We start from the raw sequence: 16,842 nt of genomic DNA, 5'->3' as shown, positions 1-16,842 counted from the left end.
AGCCCCATGCCCCCCACCGTTGTGGCCGTCATCCCCGCCCGCGGCGGCTCCAAGGGCGTCCCCGCCAAGAACCTCGCCGCCGTCGGCGGCGTCCCCCTGGTGGCCCGCGCGATCCGCGAGTGCCGCGCCGCCCGGCTCGTCACCGACGTGGTGGTCTCCACCGACGACGCCGGGATCGCCGCCGCCGCCCGCGGCGCCGGCGCGATGGTCATAGCCCGGCCCGGCGAGATCGCCGGCGACACCGCCACCAGCGAGGCCGCGGTCCGGCACGCCATGGACAGCTACGAGGCCGAACAGGGCCGCCCGGTCGACGCGGTGCTGCTGGTCCAGTGCACCAGCCCGTTCCTCACCAGCGAGGACATCGACGCGGTGGCCGCCGCGGTGGTCGAGGACGGCGCCGACAGCGCACTGACCGTCGCCCCCTTCCACGGCTTCGTCTGGCGCGACGCCGACGCCGCGGTCGACGCGGTCGCCGGGGCGGACGCCACCGCCGACGGCGGCCACGGCGTCAACCACGACAAGTCCTTCCGGCCGCGCCGCCAGGACCGCCCGCAGGACCTGCTGGAGACCGGCGCCGCCTACGCCATGGACGCCGCCGGCTTCCGCACCAGCGGCCACCGCTTCTTCGGCCGCACCGAACTGGTCCGCACCGACCCGGCCCGGGTGCTGGAGATCGACGACCCGCACGACCTCGCCCGGGCCCGTGCCCTCGCCCCGCTCCTCGACGGACCCCGCCCCGGCGCCCTGCCGACCCGCGCGGACGTCGACGCCGTCGTCCTCGACTTCGACGGCACCCAGACCGACGACCGGGTGCTGGTCGACGCCGACGGACGGGAGACCGTCGCCGTGCACCGCGGTGACGGCCTGGGGATCGCCGCGCTGCGGCGCGCCGGGCTGGACCTGCTGATCCTGTCCACCGAACAGAACCCGGTGGTCGCCGCCCGGGCCCGCAAGCTCAAGGTGCCCGTCCTGCACGGCATCGACCGCAAGGACGTCGCCCTCAAGCAGTGGTGCGAGGAGGCCGGCGTCACTCCGGACCGGGTGCTCTACGTCGGCAACGACGTCAACGACCTGCCCTGCTTCGACCTCGTCGGCTGGCCGGTGGCGGTCGCCTCCGCCCACGACGTGGTCCGCGGCGCGGCCCGCGCGGTCACCGCCACGCCCGGCGGTAGCGGCGCCGTCCGCGAGATCGCCGGCTGGCTGCTGGGCCCTTCCCTGTAGCTCCCGCCCAGCCCTGTAACGCCGTTACAGGGCGCCGGCCTGCCTTTCCCCGACCCGCCCACTGCCCTTCCCCGACCCGCCCCCCCTGATCCACCACCCTCGAACAGAACGAAGGAACCTCCCATGAGCAGCACCTCCCGCCTCCGCTCCCTCGGCGACCGCCCGGTCGGCCCCGGCCGCCCCGTCTACGTCACCGGCGAGATCGGCATCAACCACAACGGCGACCTGGAGAACGCCTTCGCGCTGATCGACGCCGCCGCGGACGCCGGCTGCGACGCCGTCAAGTTCCAGAAGCGGACCCCCGAGGTCTGCACCCCGCGCGACCAGTGGGACGTCGAGCGCGACACGCCCTGGGGCCGGATGACCTACATCGACTACCGCCACCGCGTGGAGTTCGACGAGGACGGCTACCGCGCCATCGACGAGTACTGCAAGAAGCGCGGCATCGCGTGGTTCGCCTCCCCCTGGGACGTCGAGTCCGTCGCCTTCCTGGAGAAGTTCGACGTCCCCTGCTACAAGGTCGCCTCCGCCTCGCTCACCGACGACGAACTGCTGCGCGCCCTGCGCGCCACCGGCCGCGCCGTCATCCTCTCCACCGGCATGTCCACCCCCAAGCAGATCCGGCACGCCGTCGAGGTCCTGGGCAGCGACAACATCGTTCTCTGCCACGCCACCAGCACCTACCCGGCCAAGGCCGAAGAGCTCAACCTCCGCATGATCCACACCCTCCAGGCCGAGTACCCCAACGTCCCGATCGGCTACAGCGGCCACGAGACCGGCCTGCAGACCACCCTCGCCGCGGTCGCCCTCGGCGCCACCTTCGTCGAGCGGCACATCACCCTCGACCGCGCCATGTGGGGCTCCGACCAGGCCGCCTCCGTCGAACCGCAGGGCCTGACCCGCCTGGTCCGCGACATCCGCACCATCGAGGAGTCCCTCGGCGACGGCGTCAAGAAGGTCTACGAGAGCGAGCTCGGCCCGATGAAGAAGCTGCGCCGGGTCGCCGGCGTGGTCGCCGAGGCCGAGGCCGCGCAGGACGTGGACGCGCAGGACGCGGACGCCGCGGCCGACCGCGCGCCGGCCGCCGTCTGACCGGCCGAGCGGAGTTCGCAACGTGGACTCACCCGACGGGACCCGCGCCACCAGCGCCGAGGTCCCGCCCCAGGAGGCGGCGGGGACTCCCGCCCGCCGCCTCCTCGGGGTGCCCCGGCAGCGCCACCGGACCGACCCCAGCGGTGACGACATGACCCCCGCCCCCGCGGACACCGGGACCCTCGCCTTCGTCGAGAGCCCGGTGCAACTGCTGAACGTCCTCGAATGGGCGCACGCCGCCCGCGCCGCGACGCTCACCGTCGTCGTGCTCGCCCCGCACGACCCGATGACCCGCGGCCAACTGCGCCGGATGGCCGAACTCGCCCGCGACGAGGGCCACACCCTGCGCTGGGAGGAGGCCCGCGGCGGCGCCACCGCCCCGCTGCGCACCATCGGCGGCCTCACCCCCCTGCTCCGCCGGGCCCGCCGGGTCGTCCTCGGCGACCCGTTCTCCCGCTACGTCCAACTGCTCCTGGGCCTGACCCGCGCCCGCGACCTGGTCGTGGTCGACGACGGCACCGCCACCATGGAGTTCATCGGCCAACTCGCCCGCGGCGAACGGCTGGTGCGCTGGCACCGGCACGGTTCCGGGCGCGGCCCCCGCGACCTGCTCTTCGCGCCGTTCGCGGCCACCGCCCGCCGCCGCCTCACCCCCGACCCCGAGGGCGCCCGCCGCCGCCGCACCGTCGCCCTCTTCAGCTCCATGCCCGTCGAGGTGCCCGACGGCATGGCGGTCACCTCCAACGACTTCGCCTGGACCCGCGGACGCTTCGGCCCGCCCCGCCTGACCCGGACCGCCGACATCGTCGGCACCTCGCTCGTCGAGACCGGCGTCGTCGACACCGACCGCTACCTGGCCGCGGTCGCCCGCCTGGCCCGCGCGCACGGCGCCACCCGCTACTTCGCGCACCGCCGGGAACGCGCCGGCAAGCTCCACCGGCTGGCCACCGAGACCGGACTGGAGGTGGTCCGCCCCGACCTCCCACTGGAACTCATCGCCCGCCGCGGCCCCATCGGGCGGCTGGTCCTCAGCTTCCCGTCCACCGTCGTCCACACCCTCCCGCTGGCCCTGAAGGGGACCGGCGTGCAGGTCGCGGTCTGCGACATCGACCCCGCCTGGCTCACCGCGCACGCCTCGCCCCGCGCCCGGGGCTTCCTCGACGACGTCACCGGCACCGCCCGGGACGTCCGACGGCTACCGGGGGCCGACCCCGACGACCGCTCACGAAGACGGCGCACCACCACCGAACCCGGCGACCGCACACCCCCACCGAACGCCGTGGCCGAACACGGCGATCGAACCTGAGAGCAGAACCTGACAGGGAGCGATAAAACCCTGCTTCATACCCCTGCCAAATTCGGTCCATGCACCCAGCTGCCTAAAATTTCTTCCCCTGAGGGGCTGAACTTTTGTTGATCGAGGGCCAGTTGCCCCGTTCGGGCCCGTAACCTTCAACGGGTGAACCAACTGATGTCCCACCCCGCCGACGACCCGCACGCCCCCGCCCTGCCCGGTACGCTCCCCGACGCCCTACGCGCCGAACTCGTCGCGTTCCGTCGGGACTTGCACATGCACCCCGAGCTCGGCAACCAGGAATTCCGGACCACCGCGGCGCTCAAGGACCGCCTGGAGCGGGCCGGACTGCGCCCCCGGGTCCTGGCCACCGGCACCGGCCTCGTCTGTGACATCGGTACGGTCGACGGCACCCCGGGCGGCGCGGTGGGCGAGCGGCTCGCCCTGCGTGCGGACATCGACGCCCTCCCCATCCCCGACACCAAGACGGTCGACTACGCCTCGACGGTCCCCGGCCGCGCCCACGCCTGCGGCCACGACGTGCACACCACCGTGGTGCTCGGCGCCGGCCTGGTCCTCGCCGAGCTGGCCCGCCAGGGCCGCCTGCCCCGCCCGGTGCGGCTGCTCTTCCAGCCCGCCGAGGAGGTCCTGCCCGGCGGCGCCGCCGAGGCCGTCGAGTGCGGGGTGCTGGACGGCGTCGGGCAGATCCTCGCGGTGCACTGCGACCCCCGGGTCGACGCCGGCCGGATCGGCCTGCGCACCGGCCCGATCACCTCGGCCTGCGACCGGCTGGAAGTCACCCTCGAAGGCCCCGGCGGCCACACCGCCCGCCCGCACCTCACCACCGACATGGTCACCGCCGCGGCCCGGGTCGCGGTCGACGTGCCGGCGCTGATCGCCCGCCGGGTCGACGCCCGGGCCGGCCTCGCCGTCACCTGGGGCCGCCTGGAATCCGGTCACGCCTGCAACGTCATCCCGCAGCGCGCCGCGCTCTCCGGCACCGTCCGCTGCCTGGACCTGCACGCCTGGCGGCAGGCGCCGGACCTGGTCCACGCCGCGATCGACGAGGTCGCCACCCTGCACGGCGCCAAGTCCCAGATCGACTACGTCCGCGGCGTCCCCCCGGTCGTCAACGAGGTGGACAGCGTCCAGCTCCTGCACGACGCGATGGCCGCCCGGCGGGGCGTCGCGACCGTCGAGGACACCGAGCAGTCCCTCGGCGGCGAGGACTTCTCCTGGTACCTCGAACACGTCCCCGGCGCCATGGCCCGGCTCGGCGTCCGCCCGCCCGGCGAGCTGAGCAGCCTCGACCTGCACCGCGGCGACTTCGACGTCGACGAGCACGCGATCACCGTCGGCGTGGAACTGTTCACGGCGGCGGCTCTGCTCTGAGCCGAGCCCCTTCCGGGGAACGTTCGAACTGATGGGCTGCTGTCCGGGACGCGTTGCTCCGCGGAAGGGTGGCGGCATGAGGTACGCACCGAAGACCCTGACCCCGTACGTCTCCGCCCGCCACTACTTCGGCTCCCGGGACTCCGCGGCGCTGATCCAGCACCTGATGGAGAGGTACGAGCCATGCGCACCAGCATCGACCTGAGCACCGTCGCCTGGCGCAAGAGCAGCTACAGCAACATGGACGGTGGCAACTGCGTGGAGGTCGCCGAGATCATCCCCGTCGCCTGGCGCAAGAGCAGCTACAGCAACATGCAGGGCGGGGACTGCCTGGAGGTCGCGGACGGCGTCCCCGGTCTGGTCCCCGTCCGGGACAGCAAGGATCCGGGCGGTCCCGCCCTGCTCCTCCCGGTGGCCGCCTGGTCGGCGTTCGTCGCGGCGATCAAGGTCGAGGGTATAGCCGCCCGCTGAGGGCACATTTCACGCCACACCCCACCACCCCGGGCGGCCGGCCCTCTGTCGGTCGCCCGCCGTGTTTCCGGACCGTGCCCTGAGAGACGAATCGGTAACGGCAACGCAGTGGAGGGTTTTGCGCCAGGTCTACGCGCGTTAATCTCCCGACAAGTCAGCGCCACTGGGGGCGCTTGCAGCGAAGGGAAGGCCCCGTGCGTCGGGTCATCAGGGTTGTCGCCGCGGCCACCGCCACCGCGTGTCTCGGGCTCACCGCCACCGCCTGCGGCCAGAGTTTCGCCGAGGCCAACCGCGCGACACACGCGGGTGTCGGGCTGGCCTTCGACATCGGCGGGCGGGACGACCACTCGTTCAACGAGGCGGCCGCCCGCGGTACGGAGAACGCCCGCAAGCAGCTGGGCGTCAAGGTCAAGATGCTCACCGCGAAGAACGGCGAGACCGAGGCGGACCGCGAGCAGCGGCTGACCTCGTTCGCCGAAGCCGGCTACAACCCCGTCATCGGGGTCGGCTTCGCCTACAGCCAGTCCGTGCAGAACGTCGCCAAGGACTTCCCCGACACCACCTTCGGCGTCGTCGACGCGGTGCCCACCGGCAAGAACGTCGACGCGATGGTGTTCGCCGAGCACGAGGGTTCGTACCTCGCCGGGGTCGCGGCCGCGCTGAAGAGCAAGACCCACAAGGTGGGCTTCATCGGCGGCGTGAACAACGCGCTGATCCAGAAGTTCCAGGCCGGCTTCGAGCAGGGCGTGCGCGACACCGACCCGAAGGCCAAGGTCGTCTCGCAGTACCTGTACCCCAACAACGACAAGGGGTTCAACGACCCGGCCGCCGCCAAGGCCAAGGCCCAGGGCATGCTCGACAGCGGTATCGACATCATCTACTCGGCCGCCGGGCAGTCCGGCGCCGGCTCCATCGAGGCGGTCAGCAAGGTCAAGGGCGCCTGGGCGATCGGGGTGGACTCCGACCAGTACCGGCAGCCGGGACTGGCCCGCTACAAGGACCACATCCTGACCTCGGTGGTGAAGAACGTGGACGTGGCGGTCTTCGACCTCATCAAGAGCTGCGAGCAGCACAAGCCGCTCACCGGCGTCCACACCTACGACCTGAAGCACGGCGGCGTCTCGCTGGCCACCTCGGGCGGCTTCATCACGGACGTCCAGCCGCAGATCGACGCGGCCCGGAAGAAGATCATCGAGGGTCAGGTGAAGGTCAAGGAGACGCCGAAGTCGTAGCCTCCCGGGGCCGCGCCCGGCAGGCCCGTGCGAGCGCCGCCGGCACCGCGTCCCCGCTCCGTCCCACCCCGTCCGCTCCTTCCGCTCCTTCGCCCCTGAGGGGAGTGCGCCATCAACGCAGCACCCACCAGCAGCCCGCCCGGTCAGGACGCCCCTGCTGTAGAACTCCGCGGGATCACCAAGAGGTTCCCCGGCGTCGTGGCCAACCACGACATCCACCTCACGGTCCGCCGCGGCACCGTCCACGCCCTGTGCGGCGAGAACGGTGCCGGCAAGTCCACCCTGATGAAGATCCTCTACGGCATGCAGAAGCCGGACGAGGGCACCATCGCGCTCGACGGCGAACAGGTCGCCCTGCACTCCCCGGGCGACGCCATCGCCCGCGGCATCGGCATGGTCCACCAGCACTTCATGCTCGCCGACAACCTCACCGTCCTGGAGAACACCGTCCTCGGCGCGGAGAAGCTGCACGGCATCGGGGCCGGCGCCCGCGCGAAGATACGGGAGATCTCCGACGCCTACGGGCTGAACGTCCGGCCCGACGTGCTCGTCGAGGACCTGGGCGTCGCCGACCGGCAGCGGGTGGAGATCCTCAAGGTGCTCTACCGGGGCGCCAGGACGCTGATCCTCGACGAGCCGACCGCGGTCCTCGTCCCGCAGGAGGTCGACGCGCTCTTCGACAACCTGCGCGAGCTCAAGTCCGAGGGCCTGACCGTCATCTTCATCTCGCACAAGCTGGGCGAGGTGCTCTCGGTCGCCGACGACATCACCGTCATCCGGCGCGGCACGACCGTGGCCTCCGTCGAACCGGCCGGGACCACCCCCAAGCAGCTCGCCGAACTCATGGTCGGCAGCGAACTGCCGTCGCCCGAGACCCGCGAATCGACCGTCAGGGACGAGGAGATGCTGCGCGTCGACGACGTGCGGCTGTCCGCCACCGACTCCGACGGCGTGGTCCGCACGGTGCTGGACGGCATCTCGTTCACCATCCGCAAGGGCGAGGTGCTCGGCGTCGCCGGCGTCGAGGGCAACGGGCAGGCCGAACTGGTCGAGGCCGTCATGGGCATCCGCACGCCGGACGGCGGGACGATCACCCTGGACGGCGCCGACCTGTCGCGGTCCTCCACCCGCGCCCGGCGCGAGGGCGGCATCGGCTACATCCCCGAGGACCGCCACCGGCACGGCCTGCTGCTGGACGCCCCGCTGTGGGAGAACCGCATCCTCGGCCACGTCACCGAGCGCCCCAACAGCAAGGGCCGGCTCCTCGACCTGGCCGGCGCCCGCAAGGACACCGAGCGGATCGTCGCCGAGTACGACGTCCGCACCCCCGGCATCGAGGTCACCGCGGCCTCGCTCTCCGGCGGCAACCAGCAGAAGCTGATCGTCGGCCGCGAGATGAGCCACCACCCCAAGCTGCTGATCGCCGCCCACCCGACCCGCGGGGTCGACGTCGGCGCGCAGGCCCAGATCTGGGAGCAGATCCGCGCCGCGCGCCGGGAGGGCCTGGCGGTCCTGCTGATCTCTGCCGACCTGGACGAGCTGATCGGCCTGTCCGACACCCTGCGGGTGATGTACCGGGGCCGACTGGTCGCCGACGCCGACCCCGCCGTGATCACCCCGGAGGAGTTGGGCTCCGCCATGACCGGTGCCGCCAGCGGCCACCTCAGCGCGTCGGACGACTCGGTCGACAGCGCCGCCGCCCAAGGGGGTGACGCGCAGTGAGCACGTCCACCCCCACCCCAACGGCCAAGAAGCCCGCGGCCGTTGACGCCATCGCCCGCAGCGCCGCCCGGGACAAGGTCCTGCTGGGCGTCGCCGCACCGGTGCTGGCGATCGTCGCCGCGATAGTGATCAGCTCGCTGGTCTTCCTGGCGTCCGGCGAGAACCCGTTCCGCGCCTACGGGATCATGGCCGACTACGGCCACTACAGCGACAGCCAGGTCTGGATCGTCAACAAGGCGGTGCCGTACTACCTTTCGGCGCTCGCGGTGGCCGTCGGCTTCCGGATGAACCTCTTCAACATCGGGGTCGACGGGCAGTACCGGCTGGCCGCCTTCGCCGCGGCCGCGGTCGGCGGTGCCGTCGCGCTGCCCGGCGCCCTCCAGATCATCCTGCTCATCGTCATCGCGATGCTGGTGGGCGCGATCTGGTCCGGCATCGCGGGTCTGCTGAAGACCACCCGCGGGGTCAGCGAAGTGATCACCACGATCATGCTGAACTCCATTGCCGCCTCGGTGATCGGCTACTTCCTCCAGGACGGCCGGCTCGCCATCAAGGACGGCAACCTCCTGCACACCAAGTTCCTGCCGGAGTCCAGCCACTTCTTCTCCTTCCCCACCCACCCCAAGCCGGTCGAGGGCTTCGTGGTGGTCGCGGTGCTGGCCGGGGCCGTGTACTGGTTCCTGATCAACCGCACCCGCTTCGGCTTCGACCTGCGGGCGGTGGGCGCCTCCGAGCCGGCCGCCGAGGCCAGCGGCGTCAGCGTCAAGCGGATGGTCGTCATCAGCATGCTGCTGTCGGGCGCCGCGGCCGGTCTGGTCGGGATGCCGACCCTGCTCGGCGAATCGTTCCAGTACGGCACCGACTTCCCCGCCGGCATCGGCTTCACCGGCATCGCCATCGCACTGCTCGGCCGCAACCACCCGGCCGGCATGGCGTTCGGCGCGCTGCTCTGGGCGTTCCTCGACCGCACCGGCTCCCGGCTGGAGTTCGAGGGCTACGCCCAGGAGATCGTGGGCGTCATCCAGGGCGTGATCGTGCTCTGCGTGGTCATCGCCTACGAGGTCGTCCGCCGCTACGGGCTGCGCCTCCAGCAGCGCAAGGTCGGCGAGGAACTGGCCGCGCTCGCCCGGACCGGCGACGGCACCGGCAGCGCCGACAACAGTGACAAGCCGGAGGTGACGGCGTGAGTAGCGAACTCAAGTCCGCGGCACGGACCGCGGCTCCCGCCCCCGCCCCCGGCGGCCGGCGCAAGCTGACCTACCCCTGGATCCTGCTGATCATCGCCGGTGCGCTGGTCGCGGTCTCCGCCCTGCGGGCCGTCAGCGGCGCCACCGACCTCACCTCCGGCGGCCAGTTCGGGGCCGCGCTCAGCGCCGCGGTGCCGATCGGCCTGGCCGGTCTGGGCGGTCTGTGGGCCGAGCGCTCCGGCGTGATCAACATCGGCCTCGAAGGCATGATGATGCTCGGCTCGTTCGCCGCCGGCTGGGTCGGCTGGCAGCACGGTCCCTGGGCCGCGGCCGCGGCCGGCATCCTCGGCGGCGCGCTCGGCGGCCTGGTGCACGCCGTCGCCACCGTCACCTTCGGCGTCGACCACATCGTCTCCGGCGTCGCCCTCAACATCCTGGCGCTGGGCGCCACCCAGTACCTCGCCACCCTGTGGTTCGGGCAGGAGGGCAGCGCCGCGATGGCGGCCGGCGGCAACGACAAGCAGTCGCCGCCGATGCCCGACATGCCGACCTTCACCGTCCCCGGCCTCGCGGACTGGCTGAACGGGATCGAGGGCCACCACTGGTTCCTGGTCTCCGACCTCGCCGGGGTGCTCGGCGGTGCGGTCACCGGCGTCTCCTGGCTGACCGTGCTGACCGTCGGGCTCTTCGTCGGCACCTTCTTCCTGCTGTGGCGCTCGTCGTTCGGCCTGCGGCTGCGGTCCTGCGGCGAGGCCCCGCTCTCCGCCGAGTCCCTGGGCGTCAACGTCTACGCGTACAAGTACGCGGCGGTCCTGGTGTCCGGCGCGCTGGCCGGCCTCGGCGGTGCCTTCCTGGCGATCAGCGTGCACTTCTACCAGGACGGCCAGACCGGCGGTCGCGGCTACATCGGCCTGGCCACGATGATCTTCGGCAACTGGCGGCCGGGCGGCGTCGCCCTCGGCGCGGGCCTGTTCGGCTTCATGGACGCCATGCAGCTGCGCAGCGGCGGCCCGACCGTGCACGCCCTGCTGCTCGGGCTGGCCGCGCTGCTCGCCGGCCTGGCGCTGGTCCGGCTGCGGGCCGCCAAGCGCGCCCAGGCCGCGGTCGCCGCGGTGGCCGCCGCCGTTCTGGTGGTCTGGTACGCGCTCTCCGACAGCGTTCCGCTGGAACTGGTCGAGGCCAGCCCCTACCTCGCTACGCTGCTGGTCCTGGCGCTCTTCTCCCAGCGGCTGCGGGCCCCGAAGGCGATCGGCAAGCCGTACCGCCGTGGCCGGGGCCACTGACGCGCCGAGGTCCGACGCACCCCGCGCCGCGAGACGACGAAGGAAGACACCCCGCATGACGCACGACGTGCCGGTCACGATCGACTGGCCCGCACTGCGGACGCAGGCCCGGGACGCGATGTCCCGGGCCTACGCCCCTTATTCCGGCTATCCGGTCGGCGCCGCCGCCCTGGTGGACGACGGCCGCACGGTCACCGGCTGCAACGTCGAGAACGCCTCCTACGGCCTGGGCCTGTGCGCCGAATGCGGCCTGGTCTCGGCCCTGTTCGCCAGCGGCGGGGGCCGGCTCACCGCGTTCACCTGCGTCGACGGCGAGGGCGAACTGCTCGTGCCGTGCGGCCGCTGCCGCCAACTGCTGCACGAGCACGGCGGCCCGGACCTGCTGGTGGACACCGCGGCCGGGATCCGGCCGCTGGCCGCGCTGCTGCCGGACGCGTTCGGCCCGGAACACCTGACGCGCTGACGGCCGCTGGAGCCTGCGGACGGCGGGTGTCGCCACCCGCCGTCCGCCCTGGCGACCGCGCCGTCTATGCGTGTAGAACGGGACCTACCCGTTCGAAAGGAATCCGTCCATGGACGCCATCTCCGTCATCCGCACCAAGCGCGACCGCGGTGAACTGACCCCGGAACAGATCGACTGGGTCATCGACGCGTACACCCGCGGCGAGGTCGCCCACGAACAGATGTCGTCCCTCGCCATGGCCATCTTCCTCAACGGCATGAACCGCCGGGAGATCGCCCGCTGGACCGCCGCCATGATCGCCTCCGGCGAGCGGATGGACTTCTCCTCGCTCACCCGCCCCACCGCCGACAAGCACTCCACCGGCGGCGTCGGCGACAAGATCACCCTCCCGCTCGCCCCGCTGGTCGCCGCCTGCGGCGCCGCCGTCCCGCAGCTCTCCGGCCGCGGCCTGGGCCACACCGGCGGCACCCTCGACAAGCTCGAAGCCATCCCCGGCTGGCGCGCCGCTCTGAGCAACGACGAGATGCTGGACGTCCTGCGCACCGTCGGCTCGGTCATCTGCGCCGCCGGCGACGGCCTCGCCCCCGCCGACAAGAAGCTCTACGCCCTCCGCGACGTCACCGGCACCGTCGAGTCGATCCCGCTGATCGCCTCCTCCATCATGTCTAAGAAGATCGCCGAGGGCACCGGCTCCCTCGTCCTGGACGTCAAGGTCGGTTCCGGCGCCTTCATGAAGAACCTCGACGACGCCCGCGAACTCGCCTCCACCATGGTCGGGTTGGGCACCGACCACGGCGTGCGGACGGTCGCCCTGCTCACCGACATGGCCACCCCGCTCGGCCGCACCGCCGGCAACGCCCTCGAAGTCCGCGAGTCCGTCGAGGTGCTGGCCGGCGGTGGCCCGTCCGACGTCGTCGACCTCACCCTCGCGCTGGCCCGCGAGATGCTCGACGCGGCCGGCCTCAAGGACGCCGACCCGGCCAAGGCACTGGCCGACGGCTCCGCCATGGACCACTGGCGCCGCATGATCGCCGCGCAGGGCGGCGACCCCGACGCCGCGCTCCCGGTGGCCCGCGAGCAGCACACCGTCACCGCCGCCGCCACCGGCACCCTCGCCACCCTCGACGCCTACGCCGTCGGCCTCGCCGCCTGGCGCCTGGGCGCCGGCCGGGCCCGCAAGGAGGACCCGGTGCAGGCCGGCGCCGGCATCGAACTGCACGCCAAGCCCGGCGACCGGGTCACCGCGGGCCAGCCGCTGCTGACCCTGCACACCGACACCCCCGAGAAGTTCGCCTACGCGCTCGAAGCCCTGGACGGCGGGGTGGAGATCGGCCCGGCCGACGCGGCCTTCACCGCGCGCCCTGTGGTGCTGGAACGTATCGCCTGACCTGCGGTTTTCCCATTCGGGTGAACGGGATCGGTGGACCGACGCCGGTCCCGTTCGGCATGCTGGGATCGGTGTCACATCTACTAAGGAGACCGCCATGAGTGCACTCCCCGTCGACCCTGCTCCGGGTCAGCACTGGGATGAGCTCGTCCGCTTCTGGGAGGAGTCGGACTGGCCTGAGGGCAGCAAGGTGGAGATCATTGACGGGATCATCGTTGTGACACCACCGCCCGCCGCTCCCCACAACCGCATCGCCGAGTTGGTCCACCGCAGGCTGTACAGCGTGTTGCCGGAGGACTGGGGCGCCTACGAGACCCTCGGCGTCGCCCACCCCCCGTACGGCCGCCTCTACATCCCGGATCTGGTCGTGATCCCGCATGCGGTCATCGATGAGCTGGCAGGGGGCAGTTCCGCCCCGCTTCCGGCCGCCGAGCTGGTCGTCGAGATCACCTCACCGTCCAACGCGAGTTACGACAGGATCAACAAGGCAGCCGCGTACGCGCAGGCGGGGGTGGCGCTCTACCTGCTCATCGACCGCTTCGGCCCCGCCGGCCCCACGGTCACGCTCTTCGGGGAGCCGAAGGACCACGTCTACCGGGAACTTGAGAAGGTGAAGTTCGGGGAGGACATCCACCTCCCTGCGCCCTTCGGCCTCACCCTCGACACCAGCGCCTTCCCCTTCGGCGGGGTATGACGACGAAGGGCCCGCCCCACCAGGACAGGTGGTGGGGCGAGCCCTTCGCGTCGTGGGGTGTTACGCGGCCTTGCCCAGGGTCAGCAGCCGACGTTCGGCCACCGCCTTCCGGGTGGCGTAGAGGGTGATGCCGGCGGCGCCGACCATCGCGGCCAGGCCGAGCAGGACGGTGCCCGACCAGCCGGCGGCGTGGAAGGCGGCGGCGCCGAGCGCACCGCCCAGGCTGCTGCCGATGTAGTACGCGCACTGGTACAGCGCGGACGCCTGGGCCCGGGCGGTCTTGGCGGTGCGGCTGACCGACGACGAGGCCACCGCGTGGCCCGCGAAGAACCCCGCGGTGATCAGGACGAGTCCCGCCACCACCGCGCCCACCGAGGCGACGAGCGTCAGCAGCAGTCCCGCCGTGGTGGTGCCCACGGCCAGGTAGAGCGCACCGCGCCGGCCGACCCGACCGACCAGCTTCCCGGCCGCGGCCGACGAGACCGTACCGACCAGGTAGATCACGAAGATCGAACCGACGATGCCCTGGGGGAGGTGGAACGGCTCGGCGACCAGGCGGTAGCCGATCACGGTGTAGACCGCCCCGAAGACCGTCATGAACAGCCCGCCGATGGCGTAGAGGCGACGCAGCAGCGGGTCGGCGAGGTGACCGGCGAGGGTTCGGGCCAGCGCCCGCGGGCCCACCGAACGCGCCGCGAAGTGCCGGGCCCGCGGCACCAGCAGCCGGAACGCCACCGCACACACCACGGCCAGCACGCCCACCGCGCCGAGCGCCGCCCGCCAGCCCCACGCCTGGGCGACCCAGCCGGTGACGATCCGCCCGGACATCCCGCCGATGCTGTTGCCGGCCACGAACAGGCCGATCGCCGCCACCAGCGCCTTCGCGCGCACCTCCTCCGCCAGGAACGCCATCGCCGACGCGGGCAGCCCGGCCAGCGCGACGCCCTGCACGGCGCGCAGCGCGATCAGGGTGCCGAGGGAGGGGGCGAACGGCACCAGCAGCGCGATCACCGCGGCGACGGTGAGGGAGGCCGTCATCAGGGTGCGGCGCCCGAACCGCTCGGAGAGCGCGCTGAGCGGGATGACCCCGAGGGCCAGCCCGAAGGTGGCCGCCGAGACGGTCCAACTCGCCTGGTCCGGCGCGACGTCGAGGTCCGCGGAGATGGCCGGCAGCAGGGCCTGGGTGGAGTACAGGAGGGCGAAGGTGGCCACTCCGGCGGCGAAGAGGGCGAAGCTCATCCGGCGGTAGCCGGGGCCGCCCGGCCGCAGCTTGTCCGACTCGGGGTCGGTCACCGCGGCGGAGGGGGAAGAGGGGTCCGTGGACGACTGGGGAGAGGCGGCCGCACGGTCGGTGACGGACGCCCCGGTATCAGCGGGAGGCATGCTCCGAAGGTAGAAGGACGCCACCTCATGCGTCCAATGCATCAAAACGCGATAATCGATGCCGTGGAACATGATCGCAGCTCACCGCCGCCCCTGTTGCAAGGCCGCAACAGAAAAGACATTCCGGAACGCCTCCGCTCGGTCCCGCCGACCGCCCCCGAGGCCGCCGAGCTGGGCCCCGGCTCCTGGGCGCTGACCCTCGCCCCGCGGCTCGCCCAGTTCGCCGCGGTCGCCCGGCACGAGCACGTCACCCGCGCCGCCCACGAGCTCGGCATGCCCCAGCCGACCCTCAGCCGCGCCCTGGTGCGGCTGGAGCAGGACCTCGGCGTCGCCCTCTTCGCCCGGCACGGCCGCACCCTCTCCCTCACGCCGGCCGGCCGCGCCTTCCGCACCGCCACCGAACGCGCCCTGACCGACCTGGAACGGGCCACCGACGCCGTCCGCGCCGACGCCGACCCGACCGCCGGCAAGGTCGCCTTCGGCTTCCTGCACACCCTCGGCTCCGAGACCGTCCCCGGCCTCCTCCGCACCTTCCGCGCCGACCACCCCGGCATCCGCTTCCAACTCGTCCAGAACTACGGCGAAGCGATGATCGAACGCCTCCGCGCCGGCGACCTCGACCTCTGCCTGACCTCCCCGGTCCCCGACTACCCGGACCTGGTGGCGCGCCGCCTCGACGAGCAGAAGCTCCGCCTGGTCGTCCCGGACGACCACCGGCTGGCCGGCCGCAAGCGCATCCGCCTCGCCGAGGCGGCCGGCGAGCTCTTCGTCACCCTCGAACCGGGCTACGGCCTCCGCCGGATCACCGACGCCCTGTGCGCCGAGGCCGGCTTCACCCCGCGCATCGCCTTCGAGGGCGAGGAGGCCGAGACCCTCCGCGGCCTGGTCGCCGCCGGCCTGGGCGTCGCCCTCCTCCCACCCCCCGCCGTCCCCCGCCCCGGCGTCGCCGAACTGTCCGTCACCGCCCCCCGCGCGGTCCGCGAGATCGGCGTCGCCTGGCTCGACGGCCGCGTCGACACGCCCCCGGTGACCGCCTTCAAGAAGTTCCTCCTGAGCCGCCGCGGCGCCCTCTTGTCGTGAGGCGGCACCCCGACACCCCCACCCCGCACCGGAGTCGACCGTCCGGTCAGTGGCGGTCACTGGTGCTCAGCGGCGCTCAGTGCCGCAGGGACGTCCCGAAACCCGATGCCAGGGGCATGCGGAGGCCCAGGGGCGGGGGAGCGGCCAGGGCGTCCTTGACGGGGCGGGCGTAGGCGCGGGTGAAGAGGGCGCCGAGGAGGAAGTCGGTGGCGAGGGCGTGCACCTCGAAGCGGTGTTGGTGCAGGGAGTGGCCGTCGGAGTGCACCTCGAAGCGGCAGGTGTCGCGGTTGATCTTCTTGGCGCGCTGGGCGTAGCGGTAGGAGAGGTCGGGGTCGACGCGTTCGTCGTTGGTGCCGTGCACCAGCAGGACCTGGCGCCCGATCAACTGCTTGACCGGGTCGGGGTCGGTGCCGTACTGGCGCGGGTCGGCCAGCCACGGGGCGAGGCCGAGGACGGCGTGCACGGCCGGGTGGCCGGCGGCGTGCAGGGCCGCGCGGGCGCCCATGCCGGTGCCGACCAGGGCCACCGGAACGTCACCGTAGCGGCGGACCACCTCGTGCAGCGCCCAGGTGGCGTCCCGCGCCGGGTGCGCGGCGGAGCCGTTCCAGCCGCGGCAGCGGTAGTGCACCACGTGGGTGGTGAGTCCCTCGGCCCGGCCGGCCCGGGCCAGTCGGGCGGCCAACGGGCGTACGGACAGGGCCGGGACCGGCGACGGCCGGCGCAGTCCGGTCGGTCCGCACCCGGGCAACAGGAGGGCGACGGCGTTGACCGTCCGGTCCGTGCCACCCGCTCCCAGTGGTTTTCCCAGCCGGGCCTCGCGCACCGGCAGTGCTTGCTGAGCCATGACGAGAACGATGGCAGAACGAGGAGCCCTGTCCACCCTGCGGACCGGTCACTGTTACATATCGTTCGGCGATATCTACGCGCGTAGGGTCTACAGT

16 protein-coding genes are annotated in these 16,842 nt (G+C 72.6%); 14 read left to right on the top strand and 2 right to left on the bottom strand.

Translation table 11 applies throughout. The annotated features are described in order from the left end of the window. Nucleotides 1–6 precede the first annotated feature (6 nt). From ACLJT4_RS02420 to ACLJT4_RS02360, 13 genes are all read left to right on the top strand, one after another. Nucleotides 7–1,221: a cytidylyltransferase domain-containing protein gene (locus tag ACLJT4_RS02420; RefSeq protein WP_411120754.1), complete on the top strand. Its 1,215-nt coding sequence runs from the start codon at nt 7–9 to the stop codon at nt 1,219–1,221. 123 nt (nt 1,222–1,344) lie between these two features. Next, nucleotides 1,345–2,313 (top strand): N-acetylneuraminate synthase family protein, encoded by a 969-nt coding sequence (locus ACLJT4_RS02415; protein ID WP_411120753.1) that lies wholly within the window; start codon nt 1,345–1,347, stop codon nt 2,311–2,313. Nucleotides 2,314–2,335: 22 nt separating this feature from the next. Further along, nucleotides 2,336–3,619, top strand: a complete 1,284-nt coding sequence (locus ACLJT4_RS02410) for a hypothetical protein (protein ID WP_411120752.1) — start codon at nt 2,336–2,338, stop codon at nt 3,617–3,619. A gap of 165 nt (nt 3,620–3,784) precedes the next feature. After that, complete coding sequence (locus ACLJT4_RS02405) at nt 3,785–4,999, top strand: amidohydrolase (RefSeq protein ID WP_411121066.1); 1,215 nt, start codon at nt 3,785–3,787, stop codon at nt 4,997–4,999. A 76-nt stretch (nt 5,000–5,075) separates the two neighbouring features. Continuing rightward, nucleotides 5,076–5,204: a hypothetical protein gene (locus ACLJT4_RS02400; protein WP_411120751.1), complete on the top strand. Its 129-nt coding sequence runs from the start codon at nt 5,076–5,078 to the stop codon at nt 5,202–5,204. Continuing rightward, nucleotides 5,183–5,470, top strand: coding sequence for a DUF397 domain-containing protein (locus tag ACLJT4_RS02395; protein ID WP_411120750.1), 288 nt, complete (start codon nt 5,183–5,185; stop codon nt 5,468–5,470). The genes ACLJT4_RS02400 and ACLJT4_RS02395 overlap by 22 nt, the downstream gene beginning before the upstream one ends. Nucleotides 5,471–5,664: 194 nt before the next feature. Then, nucleotides 5,665–6,702 carry a BMP family protein gene (locus ACLJT4_RS02390; RefSeq protein ID WP_016574954.1) on the top strand — a complete coding sequence of 346 codons (1,038 nt, stop codon included), beginning with the start codon at nt 5,665–5,667 and terminating at the stop codon, nt 6,700–6,702. A gap of 198 nt (nt 6,703–6,900) precedes the next feature. After that, nucleotides 6,901–8,424, top strand: coding sequence for an ABC transporter ATP-binding protein (locus tag ACLJT4_RS02385; protein ID WP_411120749.1), 1,524 nt, complete (start codon nt 6,901–6,903; stop codon nt 8,422–8,424). Then, nucleotides 8,421–9,611: an ABC transporter permease gene (locus tag ACLJT4_RS02380; RefSeq protein WP_016574956.1), complete on the top strand. Its 1,191-nt coding sequence runs from the start codon at nt 8,421–8,423 to the stop codon at nt 9,609–9,611. The genes ACLJT4_RS02385 and ACLJT4_RS02380 overlap by 4 nt, the downstream gene beginning before the upstream one ends. Continuing rightward, nucleotides 9,608–10,894: an ABC transporter permease gene (locus ACLJT4_RS02375; protein ID WP_411120748.1), complete on the top strand. Its 1,287-nt coding sequence runs from the start codon at nt 9,608–9,610 to the stop codon at nt 10,892–10,894. The genes ACLJT4_RS02380 and ACLJT4_RS02375 overlap by 4 nt, the downstream gene beginning before the upstream one ends. A 55-nt stretch (nt 10,895–10,949) precedes the next feature. Beyond that, nucleotides 10,950–11,357 carry a cytidine deaminase gene (locus tag ACLJT4_RS02370; RefSeq protein ID WP_411120747.1) on the top strand — a complete coding sequence of 136 codons (408 nt, stop codon included), beginning with the start codon at nt 10,950–10,952 and terminating at the stop codon, nt 11,355–11,357. A gap of 109 nt (nt 11,358–11,466) precedes the next feature. Further along, on the top strand, nt 11,467–12,744 hold the full coding sequence (locus tag ACLJT4_RS02365; RefSeq protein WP_016574959.1) for a thymidine phosphorylase: 1,278 nt from the start codon (nt 11,467–11,469) through the stop codon (nt 12,742–12,744). 97 nt (nt 12,745–12,841) lie between these two features. Then, a complete protein-coding gene (locus tag ACLJT4_RS02360) occupies nt 12,842–13,438 on the top strand; it encodes a Uma2 family endonuclease (RefSeq protein ID WP_411120746.1) in 597 nt (198 codons plus the stop codon). A 60-nt stretch (nt 13,439–13,498) separates the two neighbouring features. On the opposite strand, the gene ACLJT4_RS02355 is transcribed toward ACLJT4_RS02360, so the two are convergent. Further along, nucleotides 13,499–14,821, bottom strand: coding sequence for an MFS transporter (locus tag ACLJT4_RS02355; protein WP_411120745.1), 1,323 nt, complete (start codon nt 14,819–14,821; stop codon nt 13,499–13,501). 63 nt (nt 14,822–14,884) lie between these two features. Here ACLJT4_RS02355 and ACLJT4_RS02350 point away from each other — a divergent pair, with 63 nt between their 5' ends. Further along, nucleotides 14,885–15,901, top strand: a complete 1,017-nt coding sequence (locus ACLJT4_RS02350; protein WP_411120744.1) for a LysR family transcriptional regulator — start codon at nt 14,885–14,887, stop codon at nt 15,899–15,901. Nucleotides 15,902–15,977: 76 nt separating this feature from the next. On the opposite strand, the gene ACLJT4_RS02345 is transcribed toward ACLJT4_RS02350, so the two are convergent. Further along, on the bottom strand, nt 15,978–16,745 hold the full coding sequence (locus ACLJT4_RS02345) for an alpha/beta hydrolase (protein WP_411120743.1): 768 nt from the start codon (nt 16,743–16,745) through the stop codon (nt 15,978–15,980). Nucleotides 16,746–16,842 lie beyond the last annotated feature (97 nt).

It is taken from the genome of Streptomyces sp. x-19, assembly GCF_046549115.1.
In the GTDB taxonomy this organism is placed as follows: Bacteria; Actinomycetota; Actinomycetes; order Streptomycetales; family Streptomycetaceae; genus Streptomyces; species Streptomyces albulus_C.
Note: the sequence above shows the minus strand (reverse complement) of the source record. Positions and strands in the feature narration are given on the sequence as shown.

Excerpts from the sequence above, each read along its gene's own strand:
- ACLJT4_RS02420 (WP_411120754.1), top strand. The coding sequence starts at position 7 with ATGCCCCCCACCGTTGTGGCCGTCATCCCCGCCCGCGGCGGCTCCAAG.
- ACLJT4_RS02415 (WP_411120753.1), top strand. The coding sequence starts at position 1,345 with ATGAGCAGCACCTCCCGCCTCCGCTCCCTCGGCGACCGCCCGGTCGGC.
- ACLJT4_RS02405 (WP_411121066.1), top strand. The coding sequence starts at position 3,785 with ATGTCCCACCCCGCCGACGACCCGCACGCCCCCGCCCTGCCCGGTACG.
- ACLJT4_RS02400 (WP_411120751.1), top strand. The coding sequence starts at position 5,076 with ATGAGGTACGCACCGAAGACCCTGACCCCGTACGTCTCCGCCCGCCAC.
- ACLJT4_RS02395 (WP_411120750.1), top strand. The coding sequence starts at position 5,183 with ATGCGCACCAGCATCGACCTGAGCACCGTCGCCTGGCGCAAGAGCAGC.
- ACLJT4_RS02370 (WP_411120747.1), top strand. The coding sequence starts at position 10,950 with ATGACGCACGACGTGCCGGTCACGATCGACTGGCCCGCACTGCGGACG.
- ACLJT4_RS02365 (WP_016574959.1), top strand. The coding sequence starts at position 11,467 with ATGGACGCCATCTCCGTCATCCGCACCAAGCGCGACCGCGGTGAACTG.
- ACLJT4_RS02360 (WP_411120746.1), top strand. The coding sequence starts at position 12,842 with ATGAGTGCACTCCCCGTCGACCCTGCTCCGGGTCAGCACTGGGATGAG.
- ACLJT4_RS02355 (WP_411120745.1), bottom strand. The coding sequence starts at position 14,821 with ATGCCTCCCGCTGATACCGGGGCGTCCGTCACCGACCGTGCGGCCGCC.
- ACLJT4_RS02345 (WP_411120743.1), bottom strand. The coding sequence starts at position 16,745 with ATGGCTCAGCAAGCACTGCCGGTGCGCGAGGCCCGGCTGGGAAAACCA.